Raw genomic sequence first — 18,134 nt, forward strand, 5'->3', positions numbered from 1 at the left:
GACATGACTGAGACGCGAATCGAACGACACCACTACGACGTCGTCGTGATCGGGGCCGGCGGCGCCGGCCTGCGGGCGGCGATCGAGGCCCGGCTGGCCGGCAAGAAGACCGCGATCATCTCCAAGTCGCTGTTCGGCAAGGCGCACACGGTGATGGCCGAGGGCGGCGCGGCGGCCGCGATGGGGAACGTGAACAGCCGGGACAACTGGCAGGTGCACTTCCGCGACACCATGCGCGGCGGCAAGTTCCTCAACAACTTCCGGATGGCCGAGCTGCACGCCAAGGAGTCGCCGCAGCGGATCTGGGAGCTGGAGACGTACGGGGCGCTCTTCGACCGCACCAAGGACGGGAAGATCTCGCAGCGCAACTTCGGCGGCCACGAGTACCCGCGCCTGGCGCACGTCGGCGACCGGACCGGCCTGGAGCTTATCCGTACCCTCCAGCAGAAGATCGTCTCCCTCCAGCAGGAGGACAAGCGCGACCTCGGCGACTACGAGGCCCGGATCAAGGTCTTCGCCGAGACCACCATCACCGAGCTGCTGCTCGACGGGGAGCGGGTGGCCGGCGCGTTCGGCTACTACCGGGAGTCCGGCGAGTTCGTCCTCTTCGAGGCCCCCGCGGTGGTCCTCGCGACGGGCGGCGTCGGCCGGTCCTACAAGGTCACCTCGAACTCCTGGGAGTACACCGGGGACGGCCACGCCCTCGCGCTGCGCGCCGGGGCCACCCTGATCAACATGGAGTTCCTCCAGTTCCACCCGACCGGCATGGTCTGGCCCGTATCGGTGAAGGGCATCCTGGTCACCGAGTCGGTGCGCGGCGACGGCGGCGTGCTGAAGAACTCCGACGGCAAGCGGTTCATGTTCGACTACGTCCCCGACGTCTTCCGCAAGCAGTACGCGGACAACGAGGAGGAGGCGGACCGCTGGTACAAGGACCCGGACAACAACCGGCGTCCGCCGGAGCTGCTCCCCCGCGACGAGGTCGCCCGCGCGATCAACAGCGAGGTCAAGGCCGGTCGCGGTACGCCGGCCGGCGGCGTCTACCTCGACATCGCCTCCCGGCTGCCGGCCGAGGAGATCCGCCGCCGCCTGCCGTCGATGTACCACCAGTTCAAGGAGCTGGCCGACGTCGACATCACCAAGGAGCCGATGGAGGTCGGCCCGACCTGTCACTACGTGATGGGTGGCGTCGAGGTGGAGCCGGACTCCGGCGCCGCGCACGGCAGCGTGCGCGGGCTCTTCGCCGCGGGTGAGGTCTCCGGCGGCATGCACGGCTCGAACCGGCTCGGCGGCAACTCGCTCTCCGACCTGCTGGTCTTCGGCAAGCGGGCGGGCGGCCACGCCGCGTCGTACGCCGACCAGTTGACCTCGCGCCCGAAGGTGTCGGTCGCGGCGGTGGAGGCCGCGGTGGAGACGGCGCTGGCGCCGCTGCAGCGGGACACCGGGGAGAGCCCGTACACCCTCCAGCAGGACCTCCAGGCGGTGATGGGGGATCTGGTCGGCATCATCCGGAGGGAGGGTGAACTGGTCGACGCGCTGGCCCGGCTGGCCGAGCTGCGCGAGCGGGTGGCGAAGGTGAGCGCGGCCGGCGGCCGGCGCTACAACCCGGGCTGGCACCTGGCGCTGGACCTGCGCAACATGCTGGTGGTCTCGGAGTGCACCGCGAAGGCGGCGCTGGAGCGGCAGGAGTCGCGCGGCGGGCACACCCGGGAGGACCACCCGGCGATGGACCCGAAGTGGCGGCGGGTCAACCTGGTCTGCTCGCTGGACGGCGACTCCGTCCGGCTGACCCACAAGCCGCTGCCGAAGATGCGGGGCGAGCTGATCGGCCTCTTCGACCGCAATGAGCTGGCCAAGTACCTGACCGACGAGGAGCTCGCCGAGTTCGACGCCGTCGCTGAGAAGGAGAGCTGACGAAATGGGTGAGCAGAAATCCCAGGCGGCCGGCAAGCCGGCCGCGAAGCGACAGTTCCGCATCTGGCGGGGCGACGAGACCGGCGGCGACCTGCAGGACTACACGGTCGAGGTCAACGAGGGCGAGGTGGTGCTCGACGTCATCCACCGGCTCCAGGCCACCGACGCGCCCGACCTGGCCTGCCGGTGGAACTGCAAGGCGGGCAAGTGCGGCTCCTGCTCGATGGAGATCAACGGCAAGCCGCGGCTGAGCTGCATGACCCGGATGTCGACGTTCGAGGAGGCCGAGACGGTCACCGTCACGCCGCTGCGGACCTTCCCGGTCATCCGGGACCTGGTCACGGACGTCTCGTTCAACTACGAGAAGGCCCGGGAGACCCCGGCCTTCGCGCCGCCGGCCGACGTCGCCCCCGGCGACTACCGGATGCAGCAGGTGGACGTCGAGCGCTCGCAGGAGTTCCGCAAGTGCATCGAGTGCTTCCTCTGCCAGAACGTCTGCCACGTGATCCGCGACCACGAGGAGAACAAGCAGGCCTTCTCCGGTCCGCGGTTCTTCATCCGGGCCGCCGAGCTGGACATGCACCCGCTCGACGCGAAGACCGACCGCAAGGAGTACGCGCAGACCGAGCAGGGTCTGGGCTTCTGCAACATCACCAAGTGCTGCACCGAGGTCTGCCCCGAGCACATCAAGATCACGGACAACGGGATCATCCCCATGAAGGAGCGGGTCGTCGACCGCAGGTACGATCCCCTCGTGTGGCTTGGTAGCAAGATCTTCCGGAGGGGTCAGGTGCCTCAGACCTACGTGACCAGCGCGCAGCACGGCGGCGCGATGCACTCCAGCGCCCCCCACGGCGGCGTGCATTCGCACGCGGGCGGCTCGCACGACCCGCAGCATGAGGTGGAGGCGCAGCGGGGCGTCAACTGGCACCGGGAGGTGCCGCACCCGACCGCCCCGGCGACTGACGCCAACGGCAGGCTGCCGCTGACGGAGCTGACCTTCGACCGTGCGGCGGCACCCTCGCCGTTCGGCGACGACGTCACCTTCCCGCTGCCGCCCGAGCACCTCAACTTCGCTCACCCGAGCCAGGACGAGCCGAAGCACTGAGCAGGACGACAACAACGAAGACGGGGGCCGCGGCATCTGCCGCCGGCCCCCGTCCCGTTTCCGCCCCCGTGTCCGCTTGCCTCGATCAGGGGGTGGCGAGCAGCGGGCGGAGGGCGGTGACGATGGGGGCGTCGGCGGGCAGCCAGGTGACGGAGTCCAGCTCGGCGGCGGTGAGCCAGCGCAGCTCCGAGTGCTCCAGGGCCTTCGGCTGGTCGCCGTGGAGCAGCCGGGCCGCGTACACCTTGAGCACCGAGCGACCGTGCGCCATCCGGACGTCGCGGCCGACCCGGTCGCCGATCTCCACGCGTACGGCGAGCTCCTCGGCGCACTCCCGGATCAGCGCGGCGGTCTCGCTCTCCCCCGGCTCGACCTTGCCACCAGGGAACTCCCACCGGCCGGCGACCTCGGGCGGCGCGGAGCGGGCGCAGGCCAGGACCCGCCCGTCCGCGATGATCGCCGCTCCGACGACGACCTTCGGCTCGCGCCGGTCGGCCTGTCCGTTTCCGCTTACCCGTTCGGTCCGCACGGGCGTCCAGCGTGCCAGATCAATCGGCGGTTTGGGTAGCGGAGCCGGCCGTCAGGCCAACAGAACACGGAAGTGTGGGCGTGGACACACCATCTGTGCGACGACAGACTAGAGGGCGTCTACGAGGACACGGGATGGCGACGATTTGGCCACAAGCCGGCAACGACGCCTGGGAGGTGCGGTGATGCGTGTGCTGTTCAGCGGCCGGGCAAAGCCCGACTACCTCAGCGACGCGCTCACCCTGCTGTCCGGGTGGGCCCGGGAGGGCGAGCAGATCCGCCGGACGATGATCCTCGACGACACCCAGCACGCGGCCCTGACCGAAAGGGTCAAGGTGGTCGCGGACGCCCTGCGTCTGCGCCCCGAGATCAGCCGCCGGGCAGACCAGACCCAGATCCGGGTCGGACACGGCGACGGCGAGCCGCTGACCGAGGGCGAGGTCCTGCTGGCCGCCCGCATCGAGGACGCCGTCCGCGCAGTCACCGGCTCCCCCTCCTGACCCACCTCGTCACTCCGCCCTTCCCTCCGCCGCAGGGCGGATGCCCACCACTTCCGTGGCGGCTGAGAAGGAGCTGAACGCAATCTTGTTTCCGGCGAAGTACGTACGGGTAACTGAACCGCAGCGGGAGGGCACAAACCTCCTGTAACCGACAGATTATCTTATTACGTACTCTAATCGGGAGCTGACATGGCGACGCCCACCACTGCGAGCACGAACCGCCTGACCGACGAGGTCGACCACGCGCACACCGACCACCTCGACCGCGACGTCCGGCACCCGCACCGCCACGGCGAGGAGACCAAGCCGGCGTGGAAGACCACGGAGCTGGCCGTCTACCTGCTGTCGGTCATCGGTGTGCTGATCGCCTCGAACGCCGTCGGCGACGGCGCCGCCAACAACGGGAGCGACTACTTCGCCGCCGACAAGGCCTGGTGGTACATCACCCTGCTGACCGTCGGTTACCTGATCAGCCGCGGCCTCGCCAAGGCCGGCAGCCGCACCCGGGACGACGACCCGCGCACCAACCGCTAAGCATCACGTCGTACCGGAGCCCCGCCGCGCATCCGTCGATGCGCGGCGGGGCTCCGTCGTGTCGGCCGTCCCCGTGAGCGCTGGTCTCCAGGGCGCGGCAGGGTCCGCCGGCTGTTGGCGCGCCCTGCCTACCGTGGGACGCATGGCGAACGTGACGTACGACCGCAAGGAACAGTTCCAGCAGATCCAGAGTGGGCTCCTGGACGGCGAGCAGATCATCGCCGTCTACGACGCGGTCGGCGCGGGCACCGGATTCATCGGCCTGACCGACCGGCGGGTGATCATCCAGGACCGTTCGTTCGTCGGCAAGCGGTACGCCATCACCAGCATCCCGTATTCGAAGATCACCAGCGTCAGCGTGGTCAGCAACAAGTCGTGGGGCGGGTCGTTCTTCTCCACCGGCGCGATCGCCGTCCACGTCGGCACGCACACCTACGAGGTCGAGTTCCGGGGCGCGCAGAAGAGCCACCACGTGCACAACGTGATCCTGCACCACATCTCCTGACCCCTATCCTGATCAGTCATGGCGGATCTCCACGCGCACCGGCCGCAGGACGTCGACCGGTTCATGGCCGACCTGGATCACCCGCTCAAGGCTGAGGTGGCCACACTGCGCACGCTCATCACCGGTGTGGACGAGCGGATCACCGAGCAGATCAAGTGGAAGGCGCCGTCGTTCAGCCGCGGCGACTACCTCGCCACCTTCAACCTGCGGGACCGGAAGCGGGTGCACCTTGTCTTCCACAACCCGCACCTGGCCACGATCGACAGTCCTCTCCTCGAAGGCGACTGGCCGGACCGCCGGATGGCGTACTTCACCGACCTGGCCGACGTCGAGGCCAGGCGCGCCGAGCTGGAACGCGTGGTCCGGGAGATCATCCGCCGTAACGACGAGGCCTGAATGGACGGGCGCCTCGCGACCATCTACGACGTCGAGTGCCCGTGGGGCCGCGACGACGACTTCTTCGTCGCCACGGTCGGCGAGACCCCGGCGGCCCGGGTGCTCGACCTTGGCTGCGGCACCGGCCGCCTCACCCTGGCGCTGGCCGCCGCCGGCCACACGGTCACCGGCGTCGACCCGGACCGGGCCTCCCTGGCGGCGGCGCGGGCCAAGCCGGGCGCCGACCGGGTCACCTGGATCGAGGGCACGTCCGCGGCCCCGCCGGACGGGGCGTACGACGTCGCGGTGCTGACCAGCCACGTGGCGCAGGAGATCCACGCCGAGGAGGACTGGACGCGTACCCTCGCCGATCTGCGCCGGGCGCTGGCACCCGGCGGTCGGCTGGTCTTCGATTCCCGTGACCCGGCGGCCCGCCGGTGGGAGCGCTGGAACCCCCGTGACTCGCGGCGCCGCCTGGCGCTGCCGGACGGCACGGTGGTGGACGCCTGGACCGAACTGACCGAGGTACGCGACGGCCTGGTCAGCTTCGTCCACCACTACCTCCTGCCAGGCGGCGACGAGCTGCACAGCCCCGGCACGCTGCGCTTCCGGACCGAGGCGGAGCTGCGGGCGGCCCTGGTCGCCGCCGGCTTCACCGTCGAGCGGATCCACGGCGGCTGGGGCCGGGAGCCGGTGGGCGCGAGCGACGACGGAGAACTGATCGTCGCGGCCCGCGCCGCCGGCTGAGCAGCCCGGCGGGCGGCGTCAGCGGCGGTAGGCCAGCTCGAAGTCCAGCGTCCAGTCGACGCCGTCGGTGGACTTCTCCCACCGCCCGTCGATGGTGTCCCCGTCGGCGCTCAGCCTGCCGGTGAAGCGCTGATGGAAGCCGGGCGCCTCCCGCCAGATCCGCCACCCGCCGACGGCGAACGTCATCCGGTAGACCCGGTGCACGCCCCGCGCGTCGGCGTACAGCATGGTGAACCCGTCGGCGGAGTCGTCCAGGCCGATCAGCGCCGTGGTGGGAAACGGGGCGTTCTCCCGCCAGGCCTGCGGCGCGGTGTCCGGCACCGGCTCGGCGTCCGTGACCTGACGCAGGAACTGGCCGTCCTCGACCCAGTCGAAGACCGTCCACCCGGCGCCGAGACCCTCGACCTTCGGCTGCACCGTCCACCGACCGACGAGCACGTCGAGTCGCGCGAGCGCGGAATGCCGCTCCTTCATCCCACTACCTCCTCCGGCGTCGATGGGCTCACGCTAACCGTGGGCCCCGACAACGGCCGGGATTACCGGGTCAGCGGACCAGGCGGCGGGTGCACGGCCCGTCGTGGTCGGCGCGGAGGAGGCTCGCCCAGCAAGCGCCTGCTTCGCCCAGCAAATGCGTGCCAACGGGTGGGGTCAGTCGCCCCTGTCGAACACGCCCCGTTCCCGGTTCACTGGGACGAGTCGAAACAGGTGAGAGAACTCGTCTCACGGTGTCCGCGAGGGCCTGGGTCAGGTGCCGACGTAGGCCGCCAGGTGCTCGCCGGTGAGGGTGGAGCGGGCGGCGACGAGGTCGGCGGGTGTGCCCTCGAAGACGATCCGGCCGCCGTCGTGGCCGGCGCCGGGGCCGAGGTCGATGATCCAGTCGGCGTGCGCCATGACCGCCTGGTGGTGCTCGATGACGATGACCGACTTGCCGGAGTCGACGAGCCGGTCGAGCAGGGCGAGCAGGTGCTCGACGTCAGCGAGGTGGAGGCCGGTGGTCGGCTCGTCGAGGACGTAGACGCCGCCCTTCTCGGCCATGCGGGTGGCCAGCTTGAGCCGCTGCCGCTCGCCGCCGGACAGCGTGGTGAGCGGCTGGCCGAGGCTCAGGTAGCCGAGCCCGACGTCGGCGAGCCGGTCAAGGATTTTGTGCGCGGCCGGCGTGCGCGCTTCGCCGGCGCCGAAGAACTCCTCGGCCTCCGTCACCGACATCGCGAGCACCTCGCTGATGTCCCGGCCGCCGAGGTGGTATTCCAGCACCGATGCCTGGAACCGCTTCCCCTCGCACTCCTCGCAGATGGTGGCGACGCCGGCCATCATCGCCAGGTCGGTGTAGATGACGCCGGCGCCGTTGCACGTGGGGCAGGCGCCCTCGGAGTTGGCGCTGAACAGCGCCGGCTTCACGCCGTTGGCCTTCGCGAACGCCTTGCGGATCGGGTCGAGCAGTCCGGTGTACGTCGCCGGGTTGCTCCGTCGCGAGCCGCGGATCGCGCCCTGGCCGACCGACACCACTCCGTCCCGCCCCGACACCGAGCCGTGGATCAGTGAACTCTTTCCCGATCCGGCCACGCCGGTCACCACCACCAGCACGCCGAGCGGGATGTCGACATCGACGTCCTGCAGGTTGTGGGTGCTGGCGCCGCGGACCTTTAGCACTCCCGACGGTGTCCGCACCGACGGCTTCAAGGAGGCCCGGTCGTCCAGGTGCCGCCCGGTCAGCGTGCCGCTGGCCCGCAGCCCCTCGACGGTCCCCTCGAACACCACCTCGCCACCGGCGGTGCCAGCGCCGGGGCCGAGGTCGACGGCGTGGTCGGCGATAGCGATCGTCTCCGGCTTGTGCTCGACGACCAGCACGGTGTTGCCCTTGTCGCGGAGCTGCAGCAGCAGCTCGTTCATCCGCTGGATGTCGTGCGGGTGCAGCCCGATCGTCGGCTCGTCGAAGACGTAGGTGACGTCGGTGAGCGAGGAGCCGAGGTGGCGGATCATCTTGGTGCGCTGTGCCTCCCCGCCCGACAGCGTCCCCGACGGTCGGTTGAGCGAGAGGTAGCCCAGCCCGATCTCCACGAACGAGTGGAGGGTCTCCCCCAGTGCCGTCAGCAGCGGCGCCACCGAAGGTTCGTCCAGACGCCGCACCCACTCGGCGAGGTCGCTGATCTGCATCGCACAGGCGTCGGCGATGCTGATGCCGGCGATCTTCGACGACCGGGCGGCCTCGCTGAGCCGCGTGCCACCGCACTCCGGACAGGTGGTGAACGTCACCGCCCGCTCCACGAACGCCCGGATATGCGGCTGCATCGCGTCGACGTCCTTGGACAGGAACGACTTCTGGATTCTCGGGATCAGACCCTCGTACGTCAGGTTGATGCCCTCGACCTTGATCTTGGTCGGCTCCTTGTAGAGGAGGTCGTGGAGCTCTTTCTTGGTGAACTTGCGGATCGGCTTGTCCGGGTCGAAGAAGCCGCAGCCGCTGAAGATGCGGCCGTACCAGCCGTCGACGCTGTAGCCGGGGATCGTGAGCGCGCCCTCGTTGAGCGACTTGCTGTCGTCGTACAGGGCAGACAGGTCGAAGTCGGTCACCGAGCCCATGCCCTCGCAGCGCGGACACATGCCGCCGATGATGCTGAAGCTACGCCGCTCCTTCACGGTCTGTCCGGCGCGCTCCATGCTGACCGCACCCGCTCCACTGATCGAGGCGACGTTGAAGGAGAACGCCTGGGGCGAGCCGATGTGCGGCTGACCGAGCCGGCTGAAGAGGATGCGCAGCATCGCGTTGGCGTCGGTCACGGTGCCGACCGTCGAGCGGGGGTTGCCGCCCATCCGCTCCTGGTCGACGATGATCGCGGTCGTCAGGCCGTCGAGTACGTCGACCTCGGGCCGGGCCAGCGTCGGCATGAAGCCCTGCACGAAGGTGCTGTAGGTCTCGTTGATCAGCCGCTGCGACTCTGCGGCGATCGTGCCGAACACCAGCGAGCTCTTGCCCGAGCCGGAGACGCCGGTGAACACCGTCAGCCGGCGCTTCGGGATCTCGATGCTGACGTCCTTGAGGTTGTTCTCGCGCGCGCCCTGCACGCGGATCAGATCGTGGCTGTCGGCAGCGTGCAGCACAGGCGACTGCGTGTCCGTCCTCGTGGCCATGCTCATCGTGTCTCCATCTGTTCGGCGGGGCCGCCTTCGCGGTCTCCGTCGGCGTCGCCTGGCTCGATCTGACCAGCTTCGAACAGTACGTCTGGTTCTGGGTCGTCGGCGCGGTCGCGGCAACGGTCGCTGCTTACCTGATCGGCGGTGTCGGCCGGGGTGGCGCGACACCCGTCCGGCTGACGCTGGTCGGGGTCGCGCTCGGCCCAAGAACCAAGGTATCCACGCCGCTTCGGCCCGTGGAGCCCCTGTGGCCTCGGCCACGCGGCGCGCCCGGCCCGGGGCGTCAGACCAACCAGCGGCCGTCGCGCATCAGCTCGCGGTCGGGCATCTCGTTCACCTGGCGCCAAGCCTGGATGCGGCGCGGGGAGATGCGGAACCAGCGGTACGGCGTGGCCGGCGCACGCGGGTCGAAGCCGGTGCGCGCGACGAACCGGTCACCCACCAGCAGCACCTCGCCGTCCCAGTCGAAGGACAGCGGCACCAGATACGGCGCACCGTCCGCCGAGGCACTGGCCACCCAGACATCGATGTCGTGGGTGAGCCGATGCTCGGTGTCGCGACGACGCTGAGCGCGGGAGCGGGGGTCGGCACTCATCGGTCCTGAAGCAGCCCGAGGACGTTGCCATCGGGGTCGGTGACGGTGGCCACCAGGCGGCCGCCACCGACGTCGTGCGCGGGCGCCTTCACGGTGGCACCCGCGGCGGTCACCTCGGCCAGCTTCGCCTCGAGGTCCGGCACGTGCCAGTACGCCACCGGTGAGGTCATGCCCTGCGGTCCACCGCCCGGCACCAGCCCGATGTGCTGGCCCGCGGCCTCGAAGCCGACGTAGTAGGACTCGTCGGTCTGCGGCGGTACGCCGAGCAGGGCGGCGTACACCTCCTTGGCCGTCGCCAGGTCGGAAACGGGATGCAGCACGGTCTTGATTGCCTGGGTGGAAGAGCCGGTCATGGTCACTCCTGAAGTCGTGGGCCCGGCCGGGAACGCAAGAGAAGGAGGACCACCGGGACCACCTCCGGGCGGTCGCGATAGAAGGCCAGGGATGCGTCCGGGTCACCGTGCGGGAGGAAGCGCGCGTGAATGGTGATGTCCATGGCGGTCACGCTAGCTGCGGCTCGGGGGGCCGCGCTTCTCGATTCCTGATCGGTCTGGTCACCTGTTTCGCCACGCACGACTGACGCTGAGGTCGCCACGTCGCAGCAGCGCCATCACCCGCTCGATGCGCCGCGTCATCAGGTAGCCGTACGGCGACTCGCCGTAGGCGCGCCGGAACTGTCGGCTGAAGTGGCCGGCCGACATGTGCGCGCCCCGGTCTGCTCCGCTTAGGTCCTCGACCCGCTCGGGCCCTGCGGCCCGCTTTCAGACGTTGAAGCGGAACTCCACCACGTCGCCGTCCTGCATGACGTACTCCTTGCCCTCGATCCGGACCTTGCCGGCGGCCTTCGCCGCCGCCATCGAGCCGGCCGCGACCAGGTCGTCGTAGGAGACCACCTCGGCCTTGATGAAGCCGCGCTGGAAGTCGGAGTGGATGACGCCCGCAGCCTCCGGCGCGGTCGCGCCGACCGGGACGGTCCAGGCCCGCGCCTCCTTGGGGCCCGCCGTGAGGTACGTCTGGAGCCCGAGCGTGCGGAACCCGACCCGGACCAGCTGGTCCAGCCCGGGCTCGGACTGCCCGATCGACTCCAGCAGCTCGCGGGCCTCCTCCTCGGGCAGGTCCACCAGCTCCGACTCGATCTTGGCGTCCATGAAGACCGCCTCCGCCGGGGCGACCAGCGCCCGCAGCTCGTCGAGGAACTCGGCGTTGCCCAGCTCGGCCTCGTCGACGTTGAAGACGTACAGGAAGGGCTTGGTGGTGAGCAGGTGCAGCTCGCGCAGGTGCTCGAGCTCGATGCCAGCGGCCGCGGCGCCCGTATAGAGCGTGATCCCGCCGTCCAGCAGGTCGACGGCCTTCTTGGCGGCCTCCACGGCGGCGGCCCGGTCCTTGCGGAGCTTGGCCTCCTTCTCCAGCCGCGGCAGGGCCTTCTCCAGGGTCTGGAGGTCGGCCAGGATCAGCTCGGTGTTGATCGTCTCGATGTCGTCGGCCGGGGAGACCTTGCCGTCGACGTGCACCACGTTCGGGTCGGAGAAGGCGCGCACCACCTGGCAGATCGCCGAGGCGTCGCGGATGTTCGCCAGGAACGCGTTGCCCCGGCCCTGCCCCTTCGAGGCGCCGCGGACCAGGCCGGCGATGTCGACGAACGACACCGGCGCCGCCAGCACCTTCTGCGAGACGAAGATCTCCGCGAGCTTGCCCAGCCGCTCGTCCGGCAGCCCGACCACGCCGACGTTCGGCTCGATGGTGGCGAACGGGTAGTTCGCCGCGAGCACGTCGTTCTTGGTCAACGCGTTGAACAGGGTGCTCTTGCCGACGTTGGGCAGGCCGACGATCCCGATGGTGAGGCTCACGGGCGGCCAGTCTACGCGGCCCCCGACCTGGCCCTTCCGGCCGGCGTCCGGACAGGCACGCGGACCGCCCGTTTCCGGCCCACCACGCGCCGTCAACGACGGTCACCGGGGCGCGGCGCGGCGTTGCCAACCTCCTCGGTGCCGTAGGCCCACGGGGAGACGTTGTGGACCGGATCCGCACCCGACTGCCCGACGCGGTCCCCCACCGGCGTGACTCGGTGGACCTCCGGGGCAACCTGCTGGAGATCAACCCCAACGAGGGGGCCGACCCCCGGCTGGCCGCGACCGACGAGGACCGGGTCTAACCGAGCAGCCGGGGCTCGATCCGGGTCTCCCGGACGCTGCCGTCCTCGGCCCGGCTCACCTCGTACGCCGCCACGCCCTCGCGGTCCGCGACCGCCTCGACCAGCCGGGTGCCCCGGTAGACCAGCCCCACCCCGTCGTCGGTGCAGTGGCTCACCGGCAGCGTGCCGTCGCCGACCAGCTTGTGCATCAGCGGGCGGCGCTGCTCCTCGCCGTCGTAGTGCACCCCGTTGCCGTACGGCAGCCAGCCCAGCCCGTCGGTGAACCCGCGCAATGTCGGGCCGAAGCTGTCGGTGGCACCGCCGAGGTGCCAGCAGATCGACCCGGCGGAGACCCCGCCCAGCACGACGCCGGCCTGCCAGCACTCGTGCAGGATCTCGTCGAGGCCGTGCACCCGCCAGACCGCGCAGAGGTTGGCCACGCTGCCGCCGCCCACCCAGATGACGTCCTGGGCGAGCAGGTGGGCCCGTACGTCCTCGACGTTGGGCATCGGGAAGAGGGCCAGGTGGGACGGGCGGAACCGGGTACCGGCGAACGCGCCGTAGAAGACGGTGAACGAGGTCGGCTGGTCGCCGACCGCCTGGTTGAGGTAGCAGACCCGGGGCGCGTCGCCGGCCTGCGCCAGCTCGGCCATCAGGTCGAAGACCGGGCCGGGCTGCGCGTCGTACGGGCCGCGCCGCCGGCTGGAGAAGCCCGTGCTGGTGGCGACGATGGTCGGTTCACTGGCGGGCATGGTCGTCCTTCCGGTCGGTCCTGGTCACGATCATCCTGCGCCACGCCGGCCGGCCGGGTCGCTCAGCCCCCCGCCTCGGCGGCGGCGAGCAGCGTCCGCAGCAGGTCGGCCAGGCGGGCCTGGTCCTCGGGCGGCAGCGCGTCGAGGATGCGCCGCTGCACGGCCAGCCCGGCGTCGACCGACTCCTCGACCACCCGGCGACCGGACTCGGTGAGGGTGACCCGCAGCCCGCGCCGGTCCGCCGGGTCGGGCGTACGCCGGACCAGGCCGGCCCGCTCCAGCCGGTCCAGCCGGCCGGTCATCCCGCCGGAGGTGAGCATCAGCCCGGCGGCGAGCGCCTTCGGCGCCAGCGTGTACGGCTCCCCGGATCGGCGCAGCGCGGCGAGCACGTCGAACTCGCCGCGGCCGATCCCCCAGTCGGCGTAGACCTTCTCCTGGCGATCGCCGACCAGCCGGGCCAGCCGGTAGATCCGGCCGAAGACGGCCATCGGCTCGGGCCGCATCCCGGCCCGTTCCCGTCGCCACTGCTCGACGATCACGTCGACGTCGTCCCCTGCTGCCACTCCCGGATTGTGCCGCACCTCGCACTTCCCCTTTCCCTCGACGCTAATTAGCTTAGCCCTAAGCTACTTAGCGCCAAGGTAAGGACGGAACCGATGAACCGACGCTGGACCGACGTCGCGCTGACCGCCGCCGCCCCGACCGCCTGGGGCACCACCTACCTGGTCACCACCGAGCTGCTCCCCGCCGACCGGCCGCTCTGGTCCGGTGCGCTCCGGGCGCTGCCGGCCGGGCTGCTGCTGCTCGCGCTGACCCGCCGCCGACCGCACGGCGTCTGGTGGTGGCGCTCGGCCCTGCTCGGCGCGCTCAACATCGGCGCCTTCTTCCCGCTGCTCTTCCTCGCCGCGTACCGGCTGCCCGGCGGGACCGCCGCCGTGCTCGGCGCGGCCCAACCGCTGCTGGTCGCCGCGCTCGGCGTGGTCGCCCTCGGCACCCGGCCCGGCCGGCCGGCGCTGCTCGCCGCGCTGGCCGCGCCGCTCGGCGTGACCCTGGTGGTGCTGCGACCGGGGGCGGCGCTGGACCCGCTCGGCGTCGCGGCCGGCCTCGCCGGCACCGCCGCCATGGCCGCCGGGCTGGTGCTCACCCGGCGCTGGGGACGGCCCACCCGGGTCGGCACCCTCGCCGCGACGAGCTGGCAGCTCGTCGCGGGTGGCTTGATGATCGTGCCGCTGGCCGCCGCCGTCGAGGGCGCGCCCGCCGCACCGGACCGGCCCGCCCTGCTCGGGTACGCCTGGCTCGGGCTGGTCGGCACCGCCGGGGCGTACGCGTTCTGGTTCCGGGGTGTCGCCCTGCTGCCGGTGACCCGGGTGTCGGTGCTGGGCGCGCTCAGCCCGCTGACCGCCGCCGCGCTCGGCTGGCTGGTGCTCGACCAGGCGCTCGGCCCGGTGCAGCTCGCCGGCTTCGCCGTGGCGGTCACCGCGATGGTGGTCGGCCAGCTGCCCGGTCAGCCGGCGAGCAACCGACGCCAGTCGGGGGCCGGGCCGTCGCGCTCCACCCACTCGGGCAGCGGGCCGGGCGACAACTCCGCCGCCGCGGCGCGCGGCAGGACGAAGCGGTGCGCGGCGGCGGAGCCGGCCGCATACGACTCGTCGAGCATCCAGCGCACCTCGTCGACGGTCCAGCCCAGCCCGGCCCGGCCGGCGATCTCCCGGACCAGCCGCAGGCCCACCCGGGTGTCGTCGTCGTAGAAGCGCACGCACCAGTGGTGCGCCCACATGCCGAGCGCGCGCAGCCCGGCCACGTCCAGCGAACCCGCGAGCCGGCCGCAGGCGGTCTCCGGAAAGGCCCGCCCCGGGTCGTCGGCGCGGTCCCGCTCGATCGCGCCGTAGGCTGCCGGCGCCACCACCCGCATCCGGTCGTAGAAGCCCTGCACCACCGCGCGGTCCAGCCGGACCCGTCCGGACCGCATCAGCGGGCACCTCGCCCGGCCACGCTCGCCATCCCCCGCACCCTTTCTTGAGTTGGTGGCGGGACGGTACCGGCCACTACCGACACTTTCGGGCCGGAAATCGTTGCGGCGCCAGGGATAGCTGGCCTGAGCTGGGGCGTCTGTAACCGTGACAGTGAAAACGGGGAGGGTGGGTGGACGAGGACGAACGGGCCCGGCTGGCCGACTTCGTGGCGAGCCGGACCCCGGCGCTGATGCGGGTCGCGTACCTGCTCACCGGGGACCGGCACGCCGCCGAGGACCTGGTCCAGTCGGCGCTGGCCAAAACCATCCCGAAGTGGCGGACGCTGCGGCACGCCGACCCGGAGGGCTACCTGCGCGCGGTCATGTACCGCGAGCAGGTGAGCTGGTGGCGGCGGCTGCGGCGACGCCGGGAGACGACGCTCACCGGGGCCGACGAGGCGGTCCAGGCGGACTTGAGCGGTAACACCGACGTACGCCTGGCGATGCGCGCCGCCCTGCGCCGGCTGCCGCCCGCGCAGCGCACGGTGCTGGTCCTGCGCTACTACGAGGACCTCACCGAGACCCAGGTGGCCGAGCTGCTGGACTGCTCGATCGGGACGGTCCGCAGCCGCACCCACCGGGCGGTGGCCCGGCTGCGCCAGCTTCTGCCGGACGTCGAACTGCTGGAGGTACGGCCGTGACCACGCCCTTCGAGGACCTCATCCGGACCACCCTCTCCGATCTGGCCGAGGAGGCACCGACAGTGCAGGACCAGTTGATCCCGGCGGAACGCCGGGCCCGGAACCGCCGGCGCACGACCGTGGCGCTGGGCGCGGCGGGGACGTTCGCCGCCGTGCTGATCGCCGCCCCGCTGGCGATCGCGGCGACCAGCTCGGACGCCCCGCGCCCGGCCGCCCCGAGCGCCCCGCCCAGCCCGGCGGCACCGGGCCCGACCGGCATCCTTCCGTCGGCGCCGCCGACACCGAGCCCCACGTCCCCGGCCGAACCGCCGTTCCCCAGCCCGTCGGCGTCCGACCGGCCCTGGCCGACGGCCACCCCCAGCCCCGCCCGCCCGGAGGCGCCGGGAGCGCCGGCCGCGGTCCCGGCCGCCCCCGGGCTCCCCGCCGCCTCGCCGAGCCCGACCGGCACCTGGCCGGCGCCGTCGCCCAGCCCGTCACCCCGCTGACCGCACGCGCCGCCGGCCCGGCCACCTCGGGCCGGCGGCGCGGCCGGACGGGGAGGCGGCCCGGCGGCACCCGTACGGCCAGGTCCGAATCCCGCCAGCCACCGCCCCGACCAGCAAGGCAGTATCGGTGGCGTGGAGTTGGACTTCGAACGGTGCTACCGGGCCGTGGACAGCCGTGACCAGCGGTTCGACGGCTGGTTCTACACCGGCGTGACCTCGACCGGGATCTACTGCCGGCCGTCCTGCCCGGCGACGACGCCGAAGCGGCAGAACGTCCGGTTCTTCCCGTCCGCCGCCGCCGCGCAGGGCGCCGGGCTGCGGGCCTGCCGTCGCTGCCGCCCCGACGCCGCCCCGGGCTCCCCGCAGTGGGACGTCCGGGCCGACGTGGTCGGGCGGGCGATGCGGCTGATCGCCGACGGGGTGGTCGACCGGGATGGCGTACCGGGGTTGGCGGCCAGGCTCGGCTACACCGAGCGGCACCTGCACCGGATGCTCCGCGCCGAACTGGGCGCCGGGCCGCTCGCGCTGGCCCGCGCCCAGCGCGCCCAGACCGCCCGGATCCTCATCGAGACCACTGGCCTGGGCATGGCCGAGATCGCGTTCGCCGCCGGGTTCGGCAGCGTCCGGCAGTTCAACGACACGGTCCGGGAGGTGTACGCGGCCGCCCCGTCCGAGCTGCGGATCAGCCGTGGCGGCCGGCCCGCGACCGGCGGGGCGGGCACGATCACGCTGCGGCTGGCGTACCGGCCGCCGTTGCACGCGGCGGCGCTGCTCGACTTCCTCGCGCTGCGGGCGTTGCCCGGCGTGGAGGAGGTCCGCGACCGGACGTACCGCCGGGGGTTGCGGCTGCCGCACGGGGCCGGCGAGGTCTCGCTGACCCCCGCCGACGGGCACGTCTCCGCGACCCTGCGCCTGGCCGACATGCGCGACCTGGCCCCCGCGGTCGCCCGCTGCCGCCGCCTGCTCGACCTCGACGCCGACCCGGTCGCGATAGACGAGACCCTCGCCCAGGACCCCGCCCTGGCCGCGGCGGTGACGGCCGAGCCGGGAGTGCGCCTCCCCCGCGCCGTCGACGGCTTCGAGATGGCGCTGCGCGCCATCACCACCCAACAGGTCTCCCTCCAGTCCGCCAGAACCACCCTCACCCGGCTCCTCCGGGCAGCCGCCCCCACCGACCCCGGTGATCAAGAGGTTCACGTCGAGGAAACGGCCCCCGGCGGAGGCAAACTCCTTGATCAACACAGGCCGGGCGCGCCGCTGCGGGGGTTCGTCAGCGCGGCGGAGGTGGTGGGGTTGGCGGACAGCGCATTCGGGATGCCGGTGGCGCGGCGGGAGACGATCCGGGCGCTGGCGCGGGCGGTCGTGGACGGGGAGCTTGAGCTGGAGCCGGGCGGGGATCGGGAGGAGACCGTGCGGCGGCTGACGGCGCTGCCCGGGATCGGGCCGTGGACCGCCGGCTACGTGGCGATGCGAGCCCTCGGCGACCCGGACGTCTTCCTCCCCACCGACCTCGCCGTACGCCGGGGCGCGGCCGCGCTCGGCCTGCCCACCGACCCGAAGACCCTCGACGCGTACGCCGACCGCTGGCGCCCCTGGCGGTCGTACGCCGTGATCCGACTCTGGAGAGCAGCATGACCACCCTGGACAGCACCGTCATCGACACCCCCACCGGCCCGCTGAGCATCCTGACCGGCCCCGACGGGTCGGTCCGCGCGGCCGGCTTCACCGCCGACCCGGCCAGCCTGCTACCGCTGACCCACCCGAGCCTGCGCGGCGAGCCGCGGCACCGGCCGGAGCTCGGCCCGGTGACCGCGGCCGTCCGCTCCTACCTGGACGGTGACCTCACCGCGATCGACGCGGTGCCGGTGGAGCAGCACAGCGGGGGCGCATTCCTGGCCCACGCCTGGCAGGTGCTCCGCGAGGTGAAGCCGGGCGAGCCGGTGACGTACACCGGTTTCGCCGGGCTGGCCGGCCGACCGGCGGCGGTCCGCGCCGCCGCGGCCGCCTGCGCCCGCAACGCCGCCGCGCTCTTCGTCCCCTGTCACCGGGTGCTGCGCACCGACGGAACGCTCGGCGGCTACCGCTGGGGGCTGGACGTGAAGCGGTGGTTGCTGCACCACGAGGCCATGAGCAGGCAGTGACGGGAAGCTGACACCGGCGGATCACCCGATTGACGCTA

Annotated in this window: 22 protein-coding genes and 2 pseudogenes; 13 read left to right on the forward strand and 11 right to left on the reverse strand. The window is 72.0% G+C overall.

Annotation, left to right across the window (positions count from 1 at the left end):
* The first annotated feature begins 3 nt into the window (after positions 1-3).
* A complete protein-coding gene (locus tag ACTWO6_RS28535; RefSeq protein WP_446216813.1) occupies positions 4-1,914 on the forward strand; it encodes a fumarate reductase/succinate dehydrogenase flavoprotein subunit in 1,911 nt (636 codons plus the stop codon).
* A 4-nt stretch (positions 1,915-1,918) separates the two neighbouring features.
* A complete protein-coding gene (locus ACTWO6_RS28540; RefSeq protein WP_446216814.1) occupies positions 1,919-3,022 on the forward strand; it encodes a succinate dehydrogenase/fumarate reductase iron-sulfur subunit in 1,104 nt (367 codons plus the stop codon).
* 85 nt (positions 3,023-3,107) lie between these two features.
* Here ACTWO6_RS28540 and ACTWO6_RS28545 read toward each other — a convergent pair whose 3' ends face one another.
* Complete coding sequence (locus ACTWO6_RS28545) at positions 3,108-3,548, reverse strand: (deoxy)nucleoside triphosphate pyrophosphohydrolase (RefSeq protein WP_446216815.1); 441 nt, start codon at positions 3,546-3,548, stop codon at positions 3,108-3,110.
* Between the two features lie 184 nt (positions 3,549-3,732).
* On the opposite strand from ACTWO6_RS28545, the gene ACTWO6_RS28550 reads away from it, so the two are divergent.
* From ACTWO6_RS28550 to ACTWO6_RS28570, 5 genes are all read left to right on the forward strand, one after another.
* Positions 3,733-4,047 carry a 4a-hydroxytetrahydrobiopterin dehydratase gene (locus ACTWO6_RS28550; protein WP_446216816.1) on the forward strand — a complete coding sequence of 105 codons (315 nt, stop codon included), beginning with the start codon at positions 3,733-3,735 and terminating at the stop codon, positions 4,045-4,047.
* A 189-nt stretch (positions 4,048-4,236) separates the two neighbouring features.
* Positions 4,237-4,581 carry a hypothetical protein gene (locus ACTWO6_RS28555; RefSeq protein ID WP_446216817.1) on the forward strand — a complete coding sequence of 115 codons (345 nt, stop codon included), beginning with the start codon at positions 4,237-4,239 and terminating at the stop codon, positions 4,579-4,581.
* Between the two features lie 142 nt (positions 4,582-4,723).
* A complete protein-coding gene (locus ACTWO6_RS28560) occupies positions 4,724-5,086 on the forward strand; it encodes a PH domain-containing protein (protein WP_446216818.1) in 363 nt (120 codons plus the stop codon).
* Positions 5,087-5,104: 18 nt separating this feature from the next.
* Positions 5,105-5,482 carry a DUF1801 domain-containing protein gene (locus ACTWO6_RS28565; RefSeq protein WP_446216819.1) on the forward strand — a complete coding sequence of 126 codons (378 nt, stop codon included), beginning with the start codon at positions 5,105-5,107 and terminating at the stop codon, positions 5,480-5,482.
* On the forward strand, positions 5,483-6,208 hold the full coding sequence (locus ACTWO6_RS28570; RefSeq protein WP_446216820.1) for a class I SAM-dependent methyltransferase: 726 nt from the start codon (positions 5,483-5,485) through the stop codon (positions 6,206-6,208).
* 18 nt (positions 6,209-6,226) lie between these two features.
* Here ACTWO6_RS28570 and ACTWO6_RS28575 read toward each other — a convergent pair whose 3' ends face one another.
* From ACTWO6_RS28575 to ychF, 7 genes and pseudogenes are all read right to left on the reverse strand, one after another.
* Entirely contained in the window at positions 6,227-6,682 is a 456-nt protein-coding gene (locus ACTWO6_RS28575) for a hypothetical protein (protein ID WP_446216821.1), read from the reverse strand.
* Positions 6,683-6,952: 270 nt separating this feature from the next.
* Entirely contained in the window at positions 6,953-9,343 is a 2,391-nt protein-coding gene (locus tag ACTWO6_RS28580; RefSeq protein WP_446216822.1) for an ATP-binding cassette domain-containing protein, read from the reverse strand.
* Between the two features lie 280 nt (positions 9,344-9,623).
* Complete coding sequence (locus tag ACTWO6_RS28585; RefSeq protein ID WP_446216823.1) at positions 9,624-9,935, reverse strand: hypothetical protein; 312 nt, start codon at positions 9,933-9,935, stop codon at positions 9,624-9,626.
* On the reverse strand, positions 9,932-10,288 hold the full coding sequence (locus ACTWO6_RS28590) for a VOC family protein (RefSeq protein ID WP_446216824.1): 357 nt from the start codon (positions 10,286-10,288) through the stop codon (positions 9,932-9,934). Before ACTWO6_RS28590 ends, ACTWO6_RS28585 begins: the two co-directional genes overlap by 4 nt.
* Before the next feature lie 2 nt (positions 10,289-10,290).
* Positions 10,291-10,431, reverse strand: coding sequence for a hypothetical protein (locus ACTWO6_RS28595; RefSeq protein WP_446216825.1), 141 nt, complete (start codon positions 10,429-10,431; stop codon positions 10,291-10,293).
* Positions 10,432-10,510: 79 nt separating this feature from the next.
* Positions 10,511-10,648 (reverse strand): annotated as a pseudogene (locus tag ACTWO6_RS28600) (helix-turn-helix domain-containing protein); the annotation flags it as partial.
* 48 nt (positions 10,649-10,696) lie between these two features.
* Positions 10,697-11,782 (reverse strand): redox-regulated ATPase YchF, encoded by a 1,086-nt coding sequence (ychF, locus tag ACTWO6_RS28605; protein WP_446216826.1) that lies wholly within the window; start codon positions 11,780-11,782, stop codon positions 10,697-10,699.
* 164 nt (positions 11,783-11,946) lie between these two features.
* Between ychF and ACTWO6_RS28610 the strand changes: the two genes are divergently transcribed.
* A complete protein-coding gene (locus ACTWO6_RS28610; RefSeq protein WP_446216827.1) occupies positions 11,947-12,087 on the forward strand; it encodes a hypothetical protein in 141 nt (46 codons plus the stop codon).
* Here the strand turns inward: ACTWO6_RS28610 and ACTWO6_RS28615 are convergent.
* Together ACTWO6_RS28615 and ACTWO6_RS28620 are read right to left on the reverse strand one after the other, a co-directional pair.
* On the reverse strand, positions 12,084-12,818 hold the full coding sequence (locus tag ACTWO6_RS28615; RefSeq protein ID WP_446216828.1) for a Type 1 glutamine amidotransferase-like domain-containing protein: 735 nt from the start codon (positions 12,816-12,818) through the stop codon (positions 12,084-12,086). The genes ACTWO6_RS28610 and ACTWO6_RS28615 overlap by 4 nt on opposite strands.
* Before the next feature lie 62 nt (positions 12,819-12,880).
* Positions 12,881-13,381: a MarR family winged helix-turn-helix transcriptional regulator gene (locus tag ACTWO6_RS28620; RefSeq protein ID WP_446216829.1), complete on the reverse strand. Its 501-nt coding sequence runs from the start codon at positions 13,379-13,381 to the stop codon at positions 12,881-12,883.
* 93 nt (positions 13,382-13,474) lie between these two features.
* Between ACTWO6_RS28620 and ACTWO6_RS28625 the strand changes: the two are divergent.
* Positions 13,475-14,245: pseudogene (locus ACTWO6_RS28625) on the forward strand (EamA family transporter); the annotation flags it as partial.
* A 77-nt stretch (positions 14,246-14,322) separates the two neighbouring features.
* On the opposite strand, the gene ACTWO6_RS28630 reads toward ACTWO6_RS28625, so the two are convergent.
* Positions 14,323-14,787: a hypothetical protein gene (locus ACTWO6_RS28630; RefSeq protein ID WP_446216830.1), complete on the reverse strand. Its 465-nt coding sequence runs from the start codon at positions 14,785-14,787 to the stop codon at positions 14,323-14,325.
* Between the two features lie 173 nt (positions 14,788-14,960).
* Here ACTWO6_RS28630 and ACTWO6_RS28635 point away from each other — a divergent pair, with 173 nt between their 5' ends.
* From ACTWO6_RS28635 to ACTWO6_RS28650, 4 genes are all read left to right on the forward strand, one after another.
* Positions 14,961-15,470, forward strand: coding sequence for a SigE family RNA polymerase sigma factor (locus ACTWO6_RS28635; protein ID WP_130339858.1), 510 nt, complete (start codon positions 14,961-14,963; stop codon positions 15,468-15,470).
* Positions 15,467-15,955, forward strand: a complete 489-nt coding sequence (locus ACTWO6_RS28640; protein ID WP_446216831.1) for a hypothetical protein — start codon at positions 15,467-15,469, stop codon at positions 15,953-15,955. The genes ACTWO6_RS28635 and ACTWO6_RS28640 overlap by 4 nt, the downstream gene beginning before the upstream one ends.
* A gap of 132 nt (positions 15,956-16,087) precedes the next feature.
* Positions 16,088-17,590 carry a DNA-3-methyladenine glycosylase 2 family protein gene (locus ACTWO6_RS28645; RefSeq protein ID WP_446216832.1) on the forward strand — a complete coding sequence of 501 codons (1,503 nt, stop codon included), beginning with the start codon at positions 16,088-16,090 and terminating at the stop codon, positions 17,588-17,590.
* Positions 17,587-18,096 (forward strand): methylated-DNA--[protein]-cysteine S-methyltransferase, encoded by a 510-nt coding sequence (locus tag ACTWO6_RS28650; protein WP_446216833.1) that lies wholly within the window; start codon positions 17,587-17,589, stop codon positions 18,094-18,096. The genes ACTWO6_RS28645 and ACTWO6_RS28650 overlap by 4 nt, the downstream gene beginning before the upstream one ends.
* Positions 18,097-18,134 lie beyond the last annotated feature (38 nt).

It is taken from the genome of Micromonospora sp. IBHARD004 (genome assembly GCF_052814115.1).

Excerpts from the sequence above, each read along its gene's own strand:
- ACTWO6_RS28580 (WP_446216822.1), bottom strand. The coding sequence starts at position 9,343 with ATGAGCATGGCCACGAGGACGGACACGCAGTCGCCTGTGCTGCACGCT.
- ACTWO6_RS28630 (WP_446216830.1), bottom strand. The coding sequence starts at position 14,787 with ATGCGGTCCGGACGGGTCCGGCTGGACCGCGCGGTGGTGCAGGGCTTC.
- ACTWO6_RS28585 (WP_446216823.1), bottom strand. The coding sequence starts at position 9,935 with ATGAGTGCCGACCCCCGCTCCCGCGCTCAGCGTCGTCGCGACACCGAG.
- ACTWO6_RS28570 (WP_446216820.1), top strand. The coding sequence starts at position 5,483 with ATGGACGGGCGCCTCGCGACCATCTACGACGTCGAGTGCCCGTGGGGC.
- ACTWO6_RS28565 (WP_446216819.1), top strand. The coding sequence starts at position 5,105 with ATGGCGGATCTCCACGCGCACCGGCCGCAGGACGTCGACCGGTTCATG.
- ACTWO6_RS28575 (WP_446216821.1), bottom strand. The coding sequence starts at position 6,682 with ATGAAGGAGCGGCATTCCGCGCTCGCGCGACTCGACGTGCTCGTCGGT.
- ACTWO6_RS28650 (WP_446216833.1), top strand. The coding sequence starts at position 17,587 with ATGACCACCCTGGACAGCACCGTCATCGACACCCCCACCGGCCCGCTG.
- ACTWO6_RS28535 (WP_446216813.1), top strand. The coding sequence starts at position 4 with ATGACTGAGACGCGAATCGAACGACACCACTACGACGTCGTCGTGATC.
- ACTWO6_RS28615 (WP_446216828.1), bottom strand. The coding sequence starts at position 12,818 with ATGCCCGCCAGTGAACCGACCATCGTCGCCACCAGCACGGGCTTCTCC.
- ACTWO6_RS28540 (WP_446216814.1), top strand. The coding sequence starts at position 1,919 with ATGGGTGAGCAGAAATCCCAGGCGGCCGGCAAGCCGGCCGCGAAGCGA.
- ACTWO6_RS28595 (WP_446216825.1), bottom strand. The coding sequence starts at position 10,431 with ATGGACATCACCATTCACGCGCGCTTCCTCCCGCACGGTGACCCGGAC.
- ACTWO6_RS28590 (WP_446216824.1), bottom strand. The coding sequence starts at position 10,288 with ATGACCGGCTCTTCCACCCAGGCAATCAAGACCGTGCTGCATCCCGTT.
- ACTWO6_RS28560 (WP_446216818.1), top strand. The coding sequence starts at position 4,724 with ATGGCGAACGTGACGTACGACCGCAAGGAACAGTTCCAGCAGATCCAG.
- ACTWO6_RS28550 (WP_446216816.1), top strand. The coding sequence starts at position 3,733 with ATGCGTGTGCTGTTCAGCGGCCGGGCAAAGCCCGACTACCTCAGCGAC.
- ACTWO6_RS28555 (WP_446216817.1), top strand. The coding sequence starts at position 4,237 with ATGGCGACGCCCACCACTGCGAGCACGAACCGCCTGACCGACGAGGTC.